The sequence below is a fragment of the Brevundimonas pishanensis genome (assembly GCF_022750635.1).
Taxonomy (GTDB): Bacteria; Pseudomonadota; Alphaproteobacteria; order Caulobacterales; family Caulobacteraceae; genus Brevundimonas; species Brevundimonas pishanensis.
Window position 1 is genome coordinate 75,932 of record NZ_JAJKBG010000006.1, and the last position, 17,483, is coordinate 93,414.

General features: G+C 63.3%; 15 protein-coding genes. 13 read left to right on the forward strand and 2 right to left on the reverse strand.

The window, feature by feature from the left end; genetic code table 11:
• The first annotated feature begins 112 nt into the window (after positions 1–112).
• The 13 genes from ruvC to ftsH all read left to right on the forward strand — a co-directional run bounded on the left by ruvC (position 113) and on the right by ftsH (position 12,711).
• The gene (ruvC, locus tag LOX95_RS12220) at positions 113–631 is read left to right on the forward strand and encodes a crossover junction endodeoxyribonuclease RuvC (RefSeq protein ID WP_242915002.1); all 519 of its coding nucleotides are present in this window, start codon (positions 113–115) and stop codon (positions 629–631) included.
• Positions 628–1,245 (forward strand): Holliday junction branch migration protein RuvA, encoded by a 618-nt coding sequence (gene ruvA, locus LOX95_RS12225; protein ID WP_242915003.1) that lies wholly within the window; start codon positions 628–630, stop codon positions 1,243–1,245. Before ruvC ends, ruvA begins: the two co-directional genes overlap by 4 nt.
• The gene (ruvB, locus tag LOX95_RS12230) at positions 1,242–2,273 is read left to right on the forward strand and encodes a Holliday junction branch migration DNA helicase RuvB (RefSeq protein ID WP_242915005.1); all 1,032 of its coding nucleotides are present in this window, start codon (positions 1,242–1,244) and stop codon (positions 2,271–2,273) included. Before ruvA ends, ruvB begins: the two co-directional genes overlap by 4 nt.
• Positions 2,274–2,318: 45 nt before the next feature.
• On the forward strand, positions 2,319–2,774 hold the full coding sequence (gene ybgC, locus LOX95_RS12235; RefSeq protein WP_282452766.1) for a tol-pal system-associated acyl-CoA thioesterase: 456 nt from the start codon (positions 2,319–2,321) through the stop codon (positions 2,772–2,774).
• Between the two features lie 157 nt (positions 2,775–2,931).
• Positions 2,932–3,684 carry a protein TolQ gene (gene tolQ / locus LOX95_RS12240; RefSeq protein WP_242915007.1) on the forward strand — a complete coding sequence of 251 codons (753 nt, stop codon included), beginning with the start codon at positions 2,932–2,934 and terminating at the stop codon, positions 3,682–3,684.
• Between the two features lie 9 nt (positions 3,685–3,693).
• A complete protein-coding gene (locus LOX95_RS12245; protein WP_242915140.1) occupies positions 3,694–4,146 on the forward strand; it encodes an ExbD/TolR family protein in 453 nt (150 codons plus the stop codon).
• A 6-nt stretch (positions 4,147–4,152) separates the two neighbouring features.
• On the forward strand, positions 4,153–5,079 hold the full coding sequence (locus tag LOX95_RS12250) for a hypothetical protein (protein WP_242915009.1): 927 nt from the start codon (positions 4,153–4,155) through the stop codon (positions 5,077–5,079).
• 77 nt (positions 5,080–5,156) lie between these two features.
• Positions 5,157–6,521: a Tol-Pal system beta propeller repeat protein TolB gene (tolB, locus tag LOX95_RS12255; RefSeq protein ID WP_242915011.1), complete on the forward strand. Its 1,365-nt coding sequence runs from the start codon at positions 5,157–5,159 to the stop codon at positions 6,519–6,521.
• Positions 6,522–6,666: 145 nt separating this feature from the next.
• Positions 6,667–7,224, forward strand: a complete 558-nt coding sequence (pal, locus tag LOX95_RS12260; RefSeq protein WP_242915014.1) for a peptidoglycan-associated lipoprotein Pal — start codon at positions 6,667–6,669, stop codon at positions 7,222–7,224.
• 112 nt (positions 7,225–7,336) lie between these two features.
• The gene (locus LOX95_RS12265; protein WP_242915015.1) at positions 7,337–8,482 is read left to right on the forward strand and encodes a DUF3667 domain-containing protein; all 1,146 of its coding nucleotides are present in this window, start codon (positions 7,337–7,339) and stop codon (positions 8,480–8,482) included.
• Between the two features lie 50 nt (positions 8,483–8,532).
• Complete coding sequence (locus tag LOX95_RS12270) at positions 8,533–9,393, forward strand: tetratricopeptide repeat protein (RefSeq protein WP_242915017.1); 861 nt, start codon at positions 8,533–8,535, stop codon at positions 9,391–9,393.
• Positions 9,390–10,691, forward strand: a complete 1,302-nt coding sequence (gene tilS / locus LOX95_RS12275; RefSeq protein WP_242915019.1) for a tRNA lysidine(34) synthetase TilS — start codon at positions 9,390–9,392, stop codon at positions 10,689–10,691. Before LOX95_RS12270 ends, tilS begins: the two co-directional genes overlap by 4 nt.
• Before the next feature lie 52 nt (positions 10,692–10,743).
• Positions 10,744–12,711, forward strand: coding sequence for an ATP-dependent zinc metalloprotease FtsH (gene ftsH, locus LOX95_RS12280; RefSeq protein ID WP_242915021.1), 1,968 nt, complete (start codon positions 10,744–10,746; stop codon positions 12,709–12,711).
• A 79-nt stretch (positions 12,712–12,790) separates the two neighbouring features.
• Here the strand turns inward: ftsH and LOX95_RS12285 are convergent, their stop codons facing one another.
• Both LOX95_RS12285 and LOX95_RS12290 read right to left on the reverse strand, forming a co-directional pair.
• Positions 12,791–14,266 carry an amidohydrolase gene (locus LOX95_RS12285; protein WP_242915024.1) on the reverse strand — a complete coding sequence of 492 codons (1,476 nt, stop codon included), beginning with the start codon at positions 14,264–14,266 and terminating at the stop codon, positions 12,791–12,793.
• An 89-nt stretch (positions 14,267–14,355) separates the two neighbouring features.
• Entirely contained in the window at positions 14,356–17,367 is a 3,012-nt protein-coding gene (locus LOX95_RS12290) for a TonB-dependent receptor domain-containing protein (RefSeq protein WP_242915026.1), read from the reverse strand.
• Between the last annotated feature and the right edge of the window lie 116 nt (positions 17,368–17,483).

Consider the following 17,483-nt stretch of genomic DNA (forward strand, 5'->3'; position numbering starts at 1 on the left):
CCCATCCACGCGTTCCGCAATCTCGGGTTGGCGAAGGTGACGGCCTACGCCGTGGGGAAAAGCCCCCTCTGGTCATTGTCTGCTAACTATCTTTGGGGCATGACGGGAACAGATGACGAACGAAACCATCAGAATCGTCGGGATCGACCCCGGCCTACGCAAGACCGGCTGGGGTGTGATCGCAGCCGAAGGCTCGCGTTTGCGCTGGATCGCGCATGGCGTAATCGCCCCTGACGATACCCTGCCGTTCTCGGAGCGGTTGCTGGCGCTGATGAACGGCATCCACGCTGTCTGCCATGACTATCAGGTCGATGAAGCGGCGGTCGAAGAAGTGTTCGTCAACGTTAATCCCGCCTCGACCCTTAAACTGGGACAGGCGCGCGGTGCCGTGATTCTGGGTGCGGCCACCTATGGTCTGTCGGTCGGGGAATACCCCGCCAACCTGATCAAAAAGGTGGTGGTCGGTGCCGGGCACGCCGACAAGTCGCAGATTGCCTATATGGTCGCGCGCCTGCTGCCGACCTCAAAGGGTGCCAAGGCCGACGCCGCCGACGCCTTGGCGGTCGCCATTACCCACGCACAGCTTCGCAAGCGTGCGCTGCTTGAATCTCTAGTCAAAGGTGCCGCGTGATTGGTCGTCTGAAAGGTATCGTAGCCGAGGTCGATCTGGACCACTGCATCATCGACTGCGGTGGTGTGGGCTATGTGGCAACCTGCGGCTCGCGCACCCTGTCGCGTCTGGCTCCCAATGCCGAGGCGACCGTCTATATCCATTCTCAGTGGTCCGAAGACCAAGGCCCACGTCTGTATGGCTTCTTCAGTCGTGACGAGCGCAAGGCCTTTACGACTCTGCTGGCCATTCAGGGCGTAGGTCCGAAGGCGGCGCTGGCGGTGCTGGATGTGCTGCCACCGTCGGAACTCGCCAATGCCGTTGCGCGTGAAGACAAGGCTGCTGTGGCGCGCGCCAATGGCGTGGGGCCGAAGCTGGCGCTGCGCATCGTGACCGAGCTGAAGGGCAAGCCGCTGGGCGACACCACCTTCACCCCGACCGCTGGGGGCGTTCACTCGGAAGTGGCAGCCGCCCCTGTGCCGTCGATCACCGGCGAGGCTGTCGCGGCCCTGCTGGGTCTGGGCATCGCCGAGCTCAACGCCCGCCGCGCCGTCGAGGTCGCGTTGGAAGCCAAGGGCGAGGAAGCGGGTCTGTCCGCCATTATCCGCGCCGCGCTTCAGGAATTGGGTAAATGAGCGAGCGTATCCTGAGCGGCGAGGCCATGGAGGGCGAGGCCTTCGACCGTGCCCTGCGTCCCCAGAACTTTGCCGAGTTCGTGGGCCAGCCCAAGGTCAAAGATAATCTTTCGGTCTTTATCGAGGCCGCCCGCAAACGTCAGGAAGCGCTGGATCACGTCCTGCTGTTTGGCCCTCCGGGGCTGGGCAAGACGACGCTGGCGCAAATCGTGGCGCGCGAACTGGGTGTGGGTTTCCGCGCCACCTCCGGCCCCATTCTGGGCAAGCCGGGCGACCTTGCGGCCATCCTGACCAATCTCGAACCGCGCGATGTGCTGTTCATCGACGAAATCCACCGCATGTCCCCGCAGGTCGAGGAAGTCCTCTATCCGGCTATGGAAGACCATGTGCTGGACCTGATCATCGGCGAAGGCCCGTCGGCGCGCTCGGTGCGGATTGATCTGGCCCCGTTCACTCTGGTGGGGGCGACGACCCGTGCGGGCCTCCTGGCTACGCCCCTGCGAGACCGTTTCGGTATCCCGCTGCGGCTGGAGTTCTACACGCCCGAAGAACTGACGACGGTGGTGCGCGGCACGGCCCGTAAAATGGGTGCGGAAATCGACGCCGAGGGTGCCTACGAGGTCGCCTCGCGCTCGCGTGGCACACCGCGTATTGCGGGGCGCCTGCTGCGCCGCGTGCGCGACTTTGCCGATGCGGCGGGCGCTCCGGTCATCACCAAATTGGTGGCCGCCCAGTCGCTGGCCCGTTTGGAAGTCGATGAGGCGGGGCTGGATAGCAATGACCGCCGCTTCCTTAAGGCTTTGATCGAAAACTACGGCGGTGGTCCCGTCGGCATGGACACGCTCGCCGCCGCCATCGCCGAAGCCCGCGATGCCGTTGAGGACGTGATCGAACCCTATCTGCTGCAACAAGGCTTCATCATGCGCACCCCGCGTGGTCGCATGGCCTGCGCGCGGGCGTATGAGCATCTGGGACTAAGCGCGCCGCCGCCTCCGCCTAGTTCTACGCCGGATATGTTCGGGAAGTAGGGTTAGATGCTTCAAACTCTCCCCCCAGAGCGCTAAGCCTTAATCATGAGCGACACTCCCACCGCTGGCCGTTTTGACGGCAAGGATCACCTGCTGCCTGTTCGTGTCTATTACGAGGACACCGACTTCACGGGGGTGGTCTATCACGCCAACTACGTCCGCTATTTCGAGCGGGGGCGGTCGGACTTTCTGCGGGCGGCGGGGATTGGCCATACCGATCTGCTCGAGAGCGATGACCCGCTGGCCTTTGTCGTCAGTGAACTGAACATCAAATATGTTCGTCCGGCTAAGATCGACGACGCCCTGATCGTGCGCACCCGCTACGAGGTGGTGAAGGGCGTGCGCATGTTGATCAAACAGACGATCGAGCGTGACGGTGAGGTGCTCTGCCGCGCTGATGTGGTCGCCGCCTGTATCCACATGGATGGTCGCCCGCGTCGCCCCAGCAAACTGCTGATGCAAAAGGTCGAACCGTGGTTGTCCGGTTCGAGCGAAGGCTGAAGCCGGCCTCAAAACCCGCTGATAACGCTTATGTCAGACGATCATGGGGTGACGGAGTCCATAAGGACCGCTAGATCGCCGTGCGTGCCTTGAATTCGCCACGGGATGGCGGTCTCAAGGACATAAGACTTTAGTGCAAGCGACCAAGGATCACTGAATGGCACCCCCTGTCGACGCATCGCTGTTGAACCCCGTCGAACTGTTTATGTCCGCCGACTGGGTGGTGAAGGTGGTGATGATCGGCTTGGCGATTGCCTCGCTGTGGTCGTGGGCTGTCATTCTGGACAAGGCATTCCGCTTTAGCGCCATGTTCAAGCGCGCTAACGAGTTTGAACAACTGATCGAAACCCGCTCGCTGGAAGAGGCTGCTGCTGCCGCTGGTCCTCAGCCCGTCGATCCGCTTCCGCGCATGCTGCAAATCACCTTGCAGGACTGGAAAGAAGCCCGTCAACGCGGTCCTCTGACCGACGCTCAAGGGCAGGCCCTGCTTAACCGCATTGATCGTGCGATGGATTCGGTGATCGCCCGCGAAAGCCAGAAGATCGAAAACGGTCTGGGCGTTCTGTCGGTGGTCGCAACGGCGTCGCCGTTCATCGGCCTGTTCGGTACCGTCTGGGGCATCATGAATGCGTTCGATCGCATTGCTGCCGCTGGCAATACCAACTTGACGACCGTGGCTCCGGCCATTGCCGAGGCGTTGTTCGCCACGGCTATCGGTCTGGCTGCGGCTATTCCGGCCTATATGGCCTTCAACGCCTTCTCGGTGACGGCGGGCAAGTTTACGGGTCGTCTGGAATCCTTCGCCGACGATCTGGCCGCCGCACTGGCGCGTCGTCTGGCCGGTCCGGCAACGCCGCCTCCGCCGCCGCCGCCGCCGTCTTCGGACCTGAACATCCGTCGGGGCAGCTAAGCCATGGGTATGGCTGCAGGAGGATCGGGCGGAGGAGGCGGTCGTGGCCGCCGCCGCGCCCGCAAACGCCCGCTGAGCGAGATCAACGTCACGCCACTGGTGGACGTGATGCTGGTTCTGCTGATTATCTTCATGGTGTCGGCCCCGCTGATCACCGTCGGTGTGCCGGTCGAACTTCCCAAGACCGAGGCTAGCGCCGTCGAGGTGAATGAAAAGCCTGTGTCGGTCTCCATCAAGGATGACGGCTCCATCTATGTGGGCGAAGCCGAAGTCACCTGGGAGCAGCTTCCGGCGCGTGTCGGCGAGGAAGCAGGCGAGAACGCACGCGAGAAGCAAATCTTCATCCGCGCCGACGGTCGTGCGCCCTATCAGGCCGTGGCCCGCGTGATGGCGCGCCTGTCGGCGACGGGCTTCACCAAGCTGAACCTGATCACCGACACCGCCGAGGCGGCAGGAGCGTAAGGCCGGATGCGCAAGCCATCCCCCGCACTGCTGGGCTCGGTCGCGTTGCACGCTGGCGTTATTGCGCTCAGCTTGCTGACGCTCACCAACCGCAAGGCAGAGCCGCCGAAACCTCTGGTCAACTCGGTTCCAGTCAGCATCGTCTCCGAAATGGTGATCGAGGCTACGCCGGCCGATAACCCGCAGCCGGAACCGAGCCTTGAAGACGGCTCGGCCTCGCCGCAGGACCTACCGCAGGCTCCGGAGCCGACCCCGCCGCCACCGGAGCCCCCGACGCCGACCCCGCCGCGTCCGACGCCGACACCCCCGCGTCCAACGCCAACACCGCCGCGCCCGACGCCGACTCCTCCGCGTCCTACGCCGACCCCGACGCCGCCCAAGAAGCCGGAACCAACGCCGCCGCGCCCGACGCCGACGCCTACGCCTCCGCGCCCTAATCCCACGCCACCGCGTCCTAATCCGACACCGCCGCGCACCAACCCCACGCCGCCGCGTGACAGCACGCCTGTTCGTCCGCCCGCCCAGCGCGAGGCTCCCGGTCTGGACCTTGCCGATCTCGCCGGTCCCCAGCGCCCGACGGGCAATCGCGGTCGTCCGGCCACGGGCCAGCAGGGGCAGGGCAGCGCGTCGCAAGCCACTGGACCTCAAGTCGCGGCGATCTTCAATCAGGTCTATCCGCACTGGAACCTGCCGTGCGACATCCCCGGTGCGACCGCCCTTCGGATTCAGGTCGAGCTCACCTTGTCGGCTGACGGGCGCATCACGCGTGGACCGACGCTCGTGAACCCGCAGAATTCCAACGTCTATCGCGCGACCGCCGACGGTGCCCTGCGGGCACTGCGTCAGGCCGCGCCGTTCGACGTGCCGTCCAATTTCGACGGGGGGCTGTTCCGCCCGACGTTCAACCCCGAAAGGGCTTGTGCCAACCGCTAGGGCAGCCTTCCGGCTTGACCGCGCGTTACCGCAAAGGCCCATTCTTAGACTGACGAATCGATAAAGGGAGTTCCATCATGCGATTGAAGCTCGTTCTAGCCACGACGGCCGCGCTGGTGATGGCTATGCCCGCCGCCGCCCAGCAGCAGGCTCCGACGAATGGCCCCATCGAGGTCGAGATCGATCAGGGCGTGCTGCGCCCCCTACAGATCGCGGTTGTTCCGTTTACCGGAGCCAACGGCTCGCAGATTTCGCAGGTCATCAGCGGCAATCTGAAGCGTTCGGGTTTCTTTGATCCGCTCAATCCGGCCAGCTTTGTTGAGACGGGTCTGACGCTGGCCAATGCGCCGAACTTCCCGCAGTGGACGTCGATTGGGGCACAGGCGGTGCTTTACGGCGGTGTGACCCAGCGGGCCGATGGCCGCGTGGATGTGGGCTTCCGCCTGTATGACCCGTACCGCCAGTGCCAACTGGTGAGCTATCAGTTCACGGCAACCGCCGAGCAATGGCGCCGTATTGCGCACAAGATCTCGGACGTTGTCTATCAGCGCCTGACCGGCGAGCCGGGCTTCTTCGACAGCCGCGTCCTGTTCGTTGCTGAAAGCGGGAGCCAGACCAACCGCCGCAGCCGCCTGACCATCGTCGATCAGGACGGCTACAACCCCGTCTTCCTGACGCAGGGCGACGAGGTGATCATGTCGCCCCGCTTCTCGATGCATAATCCGGACGAAGTCACCTATGTGGCGCTCGGCAAGGATTACAGCCGTATCTACCTGTATAACCTTGCGACCGGCCGCCGCGAAAGCATGGGCGAGTTCGAAGGTCAGGTGCTGGCTCCGCGCTTCTCGAATGACGGCTCGAAGATGGCCTTCTCCATCATTCGCAACGGCAACACCGACATCTATGTGATGAACCTGCGCACCCGCCAGCTGTCGCGTCTGACCAGCGATCCGGGCATCGATACCTCGCCGTCGTTCAGCCCTGACGGCTCGCAGATCGTCTTTACCTCCGACCGCTCGGGCTCGGCACGTCTCTACACCATGCGCGCCGACGGCTCGGGTCAGCGTCCGATCAGCCGTGGCGGCGGCATCTATACCGCGCCTGCATGGTCGCCGCGCGGCGATTTGATCGCCTTCACCAAACAGGCTGGCGGCCGCTTCCACACGGGCGTGATGAAGCCTGACGGTACGGGCGAGCGCAGCCTGTCGTCGTCCTATCTGGAAGAAGGCCCGTCGTGGGCTCCGAACGGTCGGTATGTGATGTTCGCGCGTCAGTCCCCGGGCGGTGACACCCGTCTGTGGACCGTGGACCTGTCGGGCCGTGTCGTTGCGCAAGCCGGTTACCAAGAGCGTGGCTCCTCGCCGGCATGGTCGGGCCTTCTGGATGCACCGCCTGCCAACCTCGGTATCAATCAGGGTCCCGATTCCTGCGCTGCGTCGTAAGTTTCGCAGTCCGGATCAATGGCTTCACTCCTGCGTTATCAGCACATAGCGTTGCTGGAACGCAAAGGGGAGCCGGTGTAGCTACTGCCTCTATTAAAGCTAAGCTTGGATCGCCATCAGCGGTCCCTCAATTCAGGAGTCGAGCATGAACAAAGCCTCGCTGTCCAAACTGATCGCTGTCAGCGCCCTTGCTATTTCGGTCGTCGCCTGTACGCCGAAGCCGAAGGTTGACACCGCCACCCCGACCGGTCCGGTGCAAACCCAACCGACGGGTCCGGCCTATCCGACCTCGCCGACCGGTCCGGTTGACGGTTCGGGTATGGGTGCCGCTGTTCCGGGTTCGGAGCAGGACTTCGTCATCAACGTTGGCGACCGCATCTACTTCGGTCTGGATTCTTACGAAGTGAACGCCGAAGCCGGTATGCGTCTGGCTGCTCAGGCCGCCTGGCTGCAGCGTTACCCGCAAATCACCATCCGCATCGAAGGCAACGCCGACGAACGCGGCACCCGCGAATACAACCTCGCACTGGGTGCCCGCCGCGCTGAATCAGTCCGCAACTACCTGATCTCGCGTGGTATTCCGGCCAACCGCATCGACACCATCTCGTTCGGCAAGGAACGCCCGATCGCTGAAGGTTCGAACGAGTCGGCCTGGGCCCAGAACCGTAACGCCCGCACCGCGATTGCCTCGGGCGCGCGCTAAGGTCTGACCCTCTGGGTTAAACGATCAGGAGGCACCGGCTCGACAGCCGGTGCCTCTTTCAATTTGAGGGACGAGGCGGCACTGTCGGCTGGTTGTCCAAGAGGGGAATAACTTGGAAATCGACGCGATTGGCGCCGCCGAGGGCGCATTGGCCGGGGGGATGGCTGCTCACGCTATCGACCCCGAAAAAGGGCATGCCGGACAGCATTCGCACAACTGTGCCGACTGCGGAACGCCGCTAACGGGCCGGTATTGTTCGGAGTGCGGACAGCCCGCACACGTGCATCGCACGCTGGTGCATCTGGGGCATGAACTGCTGCACGGGGTCATGCACTTTGACGGGCGTATCTGGCGGACCCTGCCGCTGCTCCTGGTCAATCCGGGCAAGCTGACGCGCGAATGGTGTCAGGGCAAACGCAGCCGGTATGTGTCGCCGCTGGCGATCTTCCTGTTCACCCTCTTCATCATCTTCTTCGGCCTCAGCATGGCCTCGCCGCCCAAGGTGAACATGGGCAGCAACATCGATGTGGCCAGCATGTCCCAGACCGATGTGGATGCTCTGAAGGCCGAACTTGCGGAAATGGACAAAGAGGTCGCTGCCCTCGACGTCGCATTTGCGCAGGCCAAGGGGGCCGACAAGATCGCATTGGGTACCCAGAAGGGGGCGCTGGCCGGTACTCACGCCGCCCTGAAAGCCCGTGTCACTGCCTATGAAACCGCCAAGGCCGAGGGCAAGCTTCCTGTGCCCGGCAAGGCTCGCTCTGACGGGCTGGAGCCCGGCAGCTGGCAGGCTCAGGTGGCAGACCTAAACTGGCAAAGCGATGGCCATGGCGCGATGGCCAAGATCGGCAAGAAGCTGAAAAACCCCGACCTGATGCTCTATAAGCTTCAGCAGACGGCCTATAAATTCGCCTTCCTGCTGGTGCCGCTGTCGATCCCGTTCATGTGGTTGCTGTTCCTGTGGCGTCGGGGGTTCACCCTGTATGACCACGGGGTTTTCGTTCTGTACTCGCTGACTTTTATGGCGATGCTGACGGTGGTTGCGGCTCTGCTCGGGGGGCTGGCTCCGGCCTTGGGGTCGGTGCTCGTCTGGCTGGTCATGACCATTGTGCCGGTGCACATGTTTGCCCAGCTCAAGGGGGCCTATGGCCTGTCCGTCTTCTCGGCGCTGTGGCGGACGGGCTTCCTTATGGTGTTCTGCACCATCGTGGTCTCGCTCTTCCTGACCGCTATCGTTTATCTTGGCCTTGGCCACTAGAACGCCTGAAAGGCTTGCGAACCATCGGGAACGGTGGAACGGATAAGATCATGATGAAACAGTCTTTTCGCTTGAAGATGTCGGTCGCGACGGCGGCTCTGGTCCTGTGCAGCATCGGTGGAGGCGTTGCCGTCGCCCAGAACCGTGGGGCACCTGTCGCCCAACCGGTTATTCCGGCCGTTGAATGGGACAAACGCCGTCTGGACACGCTGGACCGTAACGTCCGCCGTCTCGAGCGTGCCCTGACCCAACGAAATGCTGCGGGTCAGCCTGTCATCGTCGAGCCCGATCCCGAGGTCGTGGCCCTTCAAGGTCAGGTGTCCGTAATGGAGCGCCGTCTGGCCGATCTGGAGGCCACCTTCCGCCGCGTGAACGCCGACAACGAGCGTATGACCTTCGATCTGGACGAAGCCACGCGAAATAACGCTGCCCTGACCCGCCGCCTCGACACTCTCGAAGAGCGCCTGAAGGAAATGCAGGAAGAAGCAGAGTTGAACGCGCCCGTCAGCGCCAACTCGCCGACCGGCAATGCTGCCGGTGACCTGCAGGCCGCCATGCGTCTGAGTGGCGAGGACAGCCGCCGTGGCATGCGTGCGCTGGAGACGGTGACTGTAACCTGGCCCGATACCCCCCAAGCCAAGGAAGCCTATAGCCGTCTGGGCGATATGCACGTCGCGGGTCGTGACAATGCCTCTGCCGTCAGCGCCTATGCTCAGGCCCTGACCGGATGGCCACGCACGCCTTGGGCTGCTGAAACGGTGCTGAAACTGGCCGAGGCTTTGCGGGCGACCGATCGCAAAACCCAGGCCTGCGGTGCGCTGACGGAGTTCACCCGTCGCTATGCCGAAGCGGCGACCGCCCAGCAAAAGACCCGCGCGACCCAGCTCCGCACCCGCGCGGAGTGCAGTTGATCCCTGACGATGCTCTAGGCGGGCTGAGGGAACGCGTCTTTGCGCGGCTCTCGGCCCGATTGGACGGACCCGGGGCCCATCCGGTTGCGGTGGGCCTATCGGGGGGCGGTGACAGTCTCGCTCTCCTCGCGCTGACCTGTGAGTGGGCGCAATATTCGGGTCGTCGCGTCATGGCCCTGACGGTGGATCACCGTCTCAACCCCCAAAGTGCAAACTGGACCCAAGCCGCAGGCGAGATTGCGCAGCAAATGGGCGCTGACTGGCGTGGGTTGTCATGGACCGAAGCCTCGGGCGGCTCTGCTGTTCAGGAGCGCGCCCGTCTAGCGCGCCATGCCCTGTTGGCGAACGCTGCGCGGGACGCAGGCGCGTCGATCCTGCTGCTGGGACACACCGCCGATGACGCGGCGGAAAACCGCTGGATGCGCGAGGCGGGGACGCCCGTTGGGACAATCAGGGAAATCTCGCCATCGCCGGTTTGGCCGCAAGGGCGGGGCGTGACCGTATTGCGGCCCCTTCTGTCCGAGCGGCGTGAACGGTTGCGGGACTGGCTGCGCGCGCGGGGTCTGAATTGGCTGGATGACCCGGCCAATGACGATCCGCGCTATGCTCGGGTGCGAGCTAGAAAAGCTATGGCCGAGACTGCGCCGGACGCTGCGCGGGCTGAAACTTCCATCCTTCTTGATCCGGGCCCATTAGCGGACGAGGGCGTCTTCGAATTCTCACGGGAAGCGTTGGCACGGAGTGGTCGCAGTCTCGCGACCGCCCTTCTATGCGCTGCAGGAACTTCGGTGCCGCCGCGTGGAGAGCGTCTGTCCGCCCTGATGGGCCACATCACTGCGGGAGAGCCGCAGGTTACGGTGCTGGCCGGCGCGCGTGTGGAAATCGAGGCCGATCGTGTCTGCATATTCCGCGAAGCCGGTGAGCAGCGTCGCAACGGCCTTTTCCCCCTGTCCCTGAGTGCGGGCGAAACCGCCATTTGGGACGGACGCTTTGAACTTATGGCCCGTGAAGAAGGTTGGCAGGTATTGTCGGCTCACGGAAATCTGTCGCGACTGACAGATCACGACCGGTCGCGCTTGGCGGCCCTGCCTTCCGCAGCGCGTCTGAGCTTTCCGATCCTGCGTAATGCATTGACCGGCCGGCACCTTTTGCGATCATCCAAGGTTCGCATTCAGGCGCTGTGCGGTCGGCGATATCGTGCCGCGGCTCTTTGTCTGGCGGACGAAACGACGCAGGAAGCCAACCTGTTTGACCTGTGGCATGGCGAAACCGGTCCGACTGCCCTATTTTCATCTTGAATGACTTCTGTCCGGTGCAGCTCTGTGGCTGTGTCGGGAAACCGAGGACCGCATGAACCTGCGAAATATTGCCATCGGCGCCGGCATCCTACTGCTCATGGCTGTGGCCTACACCACCATGACCACTGGCGGTGGACTGGCCAACAAGGCCGTCTCGCCTGCTGCTGCCGGACGTCCGGCCGAGATCAACTATTCCCAACTGGTCACCGCCATCAACGGGCAGGAGATCAAGTCGGTCACCGTGCGGGGCGATGCCGTAAACGGCGTCTACAAGAACGATACCAAATTCACGACGACCGTTCCTGTACCGAACGAAAATCTGGTCGAGAAGATGAACGCGGCGGGTATCGCTGTGGACGTCAAGACGACCAAGCAACCGTGGTGGTCGGGCCTGCTGGGCCTGATGCTGCCGGTCATCCTGATCATCGGCTTCTGGCTGTTCATCATGAACCGCATGCAGGGTGGCTCGAAGGGCGCGATGGGCTTTGGCAAGTCCAAGGCCAAGCTGCTGACCGAACACAAGGGTCGCAAAACCTTTGCCGACGTTGCAGGTGTCGATGAAGCCAAGGAAGAACTCCAAGAGGTCGTGGACTTCCTGAAGGACCCGTCGAAGTTCCAGCGTCTGGGCGGCAAGATCCCCAAGGGCGCTCTGCTGGTGGGCCCTCCGGGTACCGGTAAGACCCTGCTGGCCCGCGCGGTGGCCGGTGAAGCGGGTGTGCCCTTCTTCTCTATTTCGGGTTCGGACTTCGTGGAAATGTTCGTGGGTGTGGGTGCCTCGCGCGTCCGCGACATGTTCGAACAGGCCAAGAAGAATGCCCCTTGCATCATCTTCATCGACGAAATCGACGCCGTGGGCCGTCACCGTGGCGCAGGCCTTGGCGGTGGTAACGACGAGCGCGAACAGACCCTCAACCAGTTGCTGGTTGAAATGGACGGCTTTGAAGCCTCGGAAAACATCATCCTGATCGCCGCGACCAACCGTCCGGACGTTCTGGATCCGGCCCTGCTGCGTCCCGGTCGTTTCGACCGTCAAGTCACTGTGCCGAACCCCGACGTGTCGGGTCGTGAACACATCCTGCGCGTCCACATGAAGGACGTGCCGCTGGCCGCCGACGTGAACGTCAAGACGATTGCGCGCGGTACGCCGGGCTTCTCGGGTGCCGACCTTGCCAACCTCGTCAACGAAGCGGCTTTGACCGCGGCCCGCAAGGACCGCAAGATGGTCACCCACCGCGACTTCGAGGACGCAAAAGACAAGGTCATGATGGGCTCCGAGCGCAAGTCCATGGCCATGAACGAGGAAGAGAAGCGCCTGACGGCCTATCACGAAGCCGGTCACGCCATCGTCGCCCTCAACGTCAAGATGACCGATCCGGTGCACAAGGCGACCATCGTCCCGCGCGGTCGCGCGCTGGGCATGGTGATGCAGTTGCCGGAAGGCGACCGCTACTCGATGAAGTACCAGCAGATGATCGACCGGATCGCCATTCTGGCCGGTGGTCGCGTTGCCGAGGAGCTGATCTTCGGCAAGGACAGCATCACGTCTGGCGCGTCTTCGGATATCGAGCAGGCGACCAAGCTGGCTCGCGCCATGGTCACCCGCTGGGGCTTCTCGGACAAGCTGGGCACGGTGGCTTATGGCGAGAACCAGGAAGAAGTCTTCCTCGGTCACTCGGTGTCGCGCACCCAGAACATCTCGGAGCAGACCGCCCAGATCATCGACGAGGAAGTGCGTCGTCTGGTCAACTCGGGCTGGGATGAAGCACGCAACATCCTGACGACCAAGGCGGCCGACCACGAGGCTCTGGCTCAGGCTCTGCTCGAGTACGAGACCTTGTCGGGCGAAGAGATTAACCGACTGCTCAAGGACGGCACCCCGCCGAACCGCGAGGATGTGGGCGAGCCGATCGCCGGTCCGTCGTCGTCGGTGCCGCTGACACCTGAAGAGGAAGTGGCCGCCGAGATCGCCGATCTGACGGGCGTTCCGGTCTCGGATCCAGAACCCCGCCCGACCGCTTAAGGTCTGGCAGGCGACAAATGAAAAGGGGCGGCACCTGCAATAGGTGCCGCCCCTTCTTTTTGACCGTCAGGCCGATCTATCAGTCGCGATAGTTTAGCGCCGGAGCACGATCACCGAGGAGTGCGCGGTACTCGAAGTTCGGCCCGCGACGGCGTTCGAATTCGGCCGTTGCCTCGGCAATGACGTCCGGAGACTGGAACAGTTCTGCGGTCGTGAGCGCCAGCGTCTTGGTCGCCAGGCGCGCGCCCTTTAGGCCGATGGTCGAGCCTGCCGCCACAACATTTTGCCAGCTATGACCCGCCGAGCCCGGCACGAAGGTGGCTGTCGACAGACCCACCGTCGGCGTGACCCACGACACATCGGACACGTCCGTCGAGCCGCCGAAGTCGCCGCCCGTCGATGCTTCCTGAATGCGCGAGACGCTGGTCAGGTCTTCCTGGGTGGTCAGGGTCTTCTGGATTTCGCGGGCCAGCGCAGTTTCCTCGGCGGTCCATTCGATACCGCCGACGCTGCGCAGGTTGCGGTCCATGACATGCATCAGCGTCTCGTTGTGCAGCATGGAGTAGACGCCGCCGATGGCTTCGAACTCGACGCGGGTGCCCGTGCCGATCGCAGCGCCCTCCGCGGCTTTCTTCACGCGCTCCAGAACGTCACGGACGATCTCCGGATTGTTGTGGCGCACGTAGTAATAAGCCTCGGCATAGGCAGGAACCACGTTAGGAGCCTTGCCGCCGTCAGTGATCGCATAGTGGATGCGGGTGCGGTCCGGCACATGCTCGCGCATGAGGTTGACCATGGCGTTCATTGCCTCGATGCCGTCCAGAGCCGAGCGGCCCTTGTCCGGAGCCGCAGCCGCGTGGGCCGCAGTGCCATAGAAGCGGAACTTGCCCGACACATTGGCCATGGAGTTACCCTGGCTGGCCGAGTTCACATTGCCGGGGTGCCAGTGGACGCTGACGTCCACGTCGTCGAACAGGCCGTCACGGACCATATAGACCTTGCCCGAGCCGCCTTCTTCGGCGGGCGTGCCATAGACGCGCAGCTCGCCCTTGATGTTGTTGGCGACCATCCATTCCTTCACGGCGATGGCGGAATAGACCGAAGCCGTGCCGAACAGGTTGTGACCGCAGCCATGGCCCGCATTGCCACCGGCGCTTTCCTGAACCGGATTGTGGGTCTGGGACAGGCCGGGCAGGGCGTCATATTCGGCCAGCACCGCAATGACCGGACCCTCGCCGTTCTTGAAGGTCGCGAGGAAGGAGGTCGGCTCGTTGGCAATGCCGGTTTCGACCGCAAAGCCTGCGTCGCGCAGACGCTGGGCCAGCAGGGCCGAGCTTTGGTGCTCTTGATAGCCCAGCTCCGCGAACTGCCAGATTTGCAGGGCGGTTTCGTCGATAGCGGCGGTGTTGCCTTCGACGGAGGCGAGGATGCTGGCGTGGGCTTCCGGCGACAGAGGGCCGGCTACAGCAGAAGTTCCAAGGGCAATCGAGGCCATGCCGAAGGCGGCAACGGCAATGGCCTTGAGCGAGGTCTGGCGACGCGTGGCGTGGCTCATAATCGGCTCCATAACTCTGAAAAGGGATACTCGAAAGAGAAAGGGCGGGAAGCGATGATCGCTCCCCGCCCGGATCGTCTCAAGACCGCTTAGAAGGTCTTGCGGAAGCTGGCGTACCAGTAGCGGCCGTAAGGCTGATACACGGTGCCGACATAACCACCGCTGGCCAGCGGCGGAGCTTCGTCAGTGATGTTGCGGACGCCAACGCGAACCGAAGAGTTCGAGAGGGCACCGCCCAGTTCCGACTCGCCGAAGGCGTACTCGGTGTACAGGTTGGCGGTGATGGTGGAGTCTACGGTCCAGTAGTCGCCAGCCGAGTTGGTCAGGCTGTCGTCATACAGGTCCGAGATGTACTGGGTGAAGGCACCCACGGTCCACGCATCCTTGCGCCACGTGGTCGACAGCGACCACTTCCACTCCGGACGACCGAAGTCGGCGATCATGTCGCCCATCGAACCCGAGATGGCGATAGACGGAGCGATCTCGCCCGAAGCCTTGCCGTCGGCCAGCATTTGCGTGCCCGGCGACATGTCGAGGTAGTACTTGATCAGGTGCGAGACGTTCAGGTTGGCGCTGAAGTCACCGAAGCGGTCGGTGCGCAGCTTCCACATCACACCCAGGTCCAGACCCTCAACCGTTTGCGGCTGCTGGTTGGTATAGGCGTCGGTGATGTAGAGCACTTCACCGGCAGCCTCGAGACCGGTGCCGGCGAAGATCGCCTGATCGGCTGCGGTCACGTCGGCACGAACCACGTTCGGGTTCGACGAACCGTTCTTGCGCAGCAGGTAGTCGAGGATCAGGGCATTCTGGCCGCGGAACAGACCGACCATGCCGGTTTGCTCGACCTGCCACCAGTCAGCGGTGATGGTGAAGTCGCCCATTTCGGCCGGAATGAAGCGCGGCTGGATGACCAGACCGATCGACAGGGTTTCCGACTCTTCCGGCTCCAAGTCCGGGTTACCCGAGCGGCGCTCTGCCGTCAGCTTGCGGACGTGGTTCTGGTTGAAGCTGGCGTAGTCAGCAAAACCGGTCGGGACCGGAGCGCTGGCACCGCACTGGTTCATGTTGCTCAGTGCGCCGCGACGGATCAGGGCTTCGCAATAGATGTAGTCGTTCGAGGAGTTCGAACGGGTGATCAGGGTTGCGTTGATCTGTTCCAGGTTCGGAGCGCGGAAGCCCTGGGCCCACGAACCGCGGATGCGGAAGCCGTCGACGACGTCCCACGCCGCTGCGAACTTGGGTTTGGCGACCGAACCGAAGTCCGAATACTCTTCAAAGCGGCCAGCGACCTGAACTTCGAGGTTGTGCACCAGCGGCACGCCCATGTCCGGCGAAACCAGCGGAGCAGCGACCTCGAGGTAGGCCGAGAAGACGTCACGCTCGCCGTAGGTGTCCGGGTTTTCCGACTGGTTGATCAGGTCGGACGAAACGACACCGGCAAGGTTGGTGTAGCGGATGGTGCCGTCGATGCGGTCATCGCGGTCGTCCAGCTGGGATTCGGTGCGCAGCTCGATACCGGCAGCGATACCGACCGGACCGGCCGGCAGCTGATAGATGTCCGGACGCGAGATCTTGAAGTCCCACAGGCCCAGTTCGGTCTTGGTACGACGCACCATGTCGACGCGGATGGCATCAAGAGCGGCCTGGTTCGACGGGGTGCCGTCGCCGACGCGGACGTTGCCCAGCGTGCCACCGTTGAAGAAGTTATAGGCGTCCGGAGTATTCTTGGCCGACCATTCCTGCAGCTTGGTCGCCGAGATATTGTCCGACACGTCCTTGGCCGAAGCTTCCGACCACATCAGGGCCGATTCCCAGTTCCAGCCGTTCCACTCGCCGCGCAGACCACCGAGGATGCGGAACTGCGTGTTGGTCACAGCTACGCTGATCGGGCCCATGTCCGAGAAGCGGTAGCCGGTCAGGGTGATCTGCGGATCGTTGGTGAACGGGTTGTAGTAGTTGCTGCCCGGGATGATGAAGCTGACGCCCGAAGCGGTGCCGATCGGCTCCTGATAGGCTTGCGACTTGGCGCGGTAACCGCCCAGTTCGCCGAAGGCCTCGACGGCATCGTTGATCTGGTAGCGCCCGGTCACGAACAGGTTGAAGCGGTCGACTTCCGGCATAACCGTCAGGCCCATGGCCGGAGTGTCGGCGTTCAGCTCGCCCGGCAGGGTGGCGGTATTACGCAGGCAGATACCGTCAGCCAGTTGGGTCAGGCAGCCTGCGGTCGTCGACGGAACCACTGTGAAGGCGCTGTAGTTGCGGCCACCGACAGTGCCGGTGCCACGAACGGTGAAGCGGCCCCACGGCGACAGGTTCGACGTACCGTTCAGGCCCGAGCTGTTTTCGAAGCCGGTGCCAGCGAACAGACCGCGCAGGTCGTTCGACGCGGTGTAGTCCTGGTCGGTGGTCTTCAGCTCGTCGCGGTGATCGTAGTTGAAGAACAGCGAGACGTTGCCGCGGCCTTCCTGAATGTCCGTGCCGCCGTACAGCGAGAAGTTCAGTTCGCGCATGCCGGTACCCTCGGCACCGCCGTACTGGGCCGACACGGTCCAGTCGGTCATGTCGTCGCGCAGAACGGTGTTGACCACACCCGCCACAGCGTCCGCGCCGTAGATAGCGGCGGCACCGTCGCGCAGCACTTCCATGCGCTTCAGGCCCGACACCGGAATGGCGTTGGTGTTGTAGGTCAGAACCGGAACGAGGTGCTCGTTGGCTTGCGAAGTCGGGTGACCCACGACGCGGCGGCCGTTCAGCAGCACCAGCGTGTTGCCGATGCCGAGGCTGCGCAGGTTGACCGAACCGGTGTCGCCACGGGCCGAGTTCGAGGTGGCCGGAAGGTAGGACGAGTTGAAGGTCACGTCGCCCATTTGCGGGATCGCGCGGAACAAGTCATCGCCCGACGCCGGAGCGGCAGCGATGATGTCGTCTTCGCTGATGACGGTGACCGGCAGTGCAGCCGTGACCTTGGCCCCACGAATTTGCGAGCCAACGACAACGATTTCGTCAACGCTGGTCGGTTCTTCCGATGCGTCCTGGGCGAAAGCGGTGGTGGCAAACGCAGCGCCGAGCAAGGCCGTAGAAGCCAGCATTGCCGTGCGCATAGTCCGGCGTCCGGTGCGATGAGACATAGTCGAGTGTTCCCCTCTGATGACAGTTCATTCGCGGGGCTGGTCCTCATTCCCTCCTCGCGAACGGCACCCTTGCAAACCGGACCGGA

What these genes read in the sequence shown, in the direction of transcription:
- tolQ (WP_242915007.1), top strand. Translation starts at nt 2,932, where the DNA reads ATGGCACCCCCTGTCGACGCATCGCTGTTGAACCCCGTCGAACTGTTT.
- LOX95_RS12270 (WP_242915017.1), top strand. Translation starts at nt 8,533, where the DNA reads ATGATGAAACAGTCTTTTCGCTTGAAGATGTCGGTCGCGACGGCGGCT.
- tolB (WP_242915011.1), top strand. Translation starts at nt 5,157, where the DNA reads ATGCGATTGAAGCTCGTTCTAGCCACGACGGCCGCGCTGGTGATGGCT.
- LOX95_RS12250 (WP_242915009.1), top strand. Translation starts at nt 4,153, where the DNA reads ATGCGCAAGCCATCCCCCGCACTGCTGGGCTCGGTCGCGTTGCACGCT.
- ftsH (WP_242915021.1), top strand. Translation starts at nt 10,744, where the DNA reads ATGAACCTGCGAAATATTGCCATCGGCGCCGGCATCCTACTGCTCATG.
- ruvB (WP_242915005.1), top strand. Translation starts at nt 1,242, where the DNA reads ATGAGCGAGCGTATCCTGAGCGGCGAGGCCATGGAGGGCGAGGCCTTC.
- pal (WP_242915014.1), top strand. Translation starts at nt 6,667, where the DNA reads ATGAACAAAGCCTCGCTGTCCAAACTGATCGCTGTCAGCGCCCTTGCT.
- ruvC (WP_242915002.1), top strand. Translation starts at nt 113, where the DNA reads ATGACGAACGAAACCATCAGAATCGTCGGGATCGACCCCGGCCTACGC.
- LOX95_RS12245 (WP_242915140.1), top strand. Translation starts at nt 3,694, where the DNA reads ATGGCTGCAGGAGGATCGGGCGGAGGAGGCGGTCGTGGCCGCCGCCGC.
- ybgC (WP_282452766.1), top strand. Translation starts at nt 2,319, where the DNA reads ATGAGCGACACTCCCACCGCTGGCCGTTTTGACGGCAAGGATCACCTG.
- LOX95_RS12290 (WP_242915026.1), bottom strand. Translation starts at nt 17,367, where the DNA reads ATGCGCACGGCAATGCTGGCTTCTACGGCCTTGCTCGGCGCTGCGTTT.
- LOX95_RS12285 (WP_242915024.1), bottom strand. Translation starts at nt 14,266, where the DNA reads ATGAGCCACGCCACGCGTCGCCAGACCTCGCTCAAGGCCATTGCCGTT.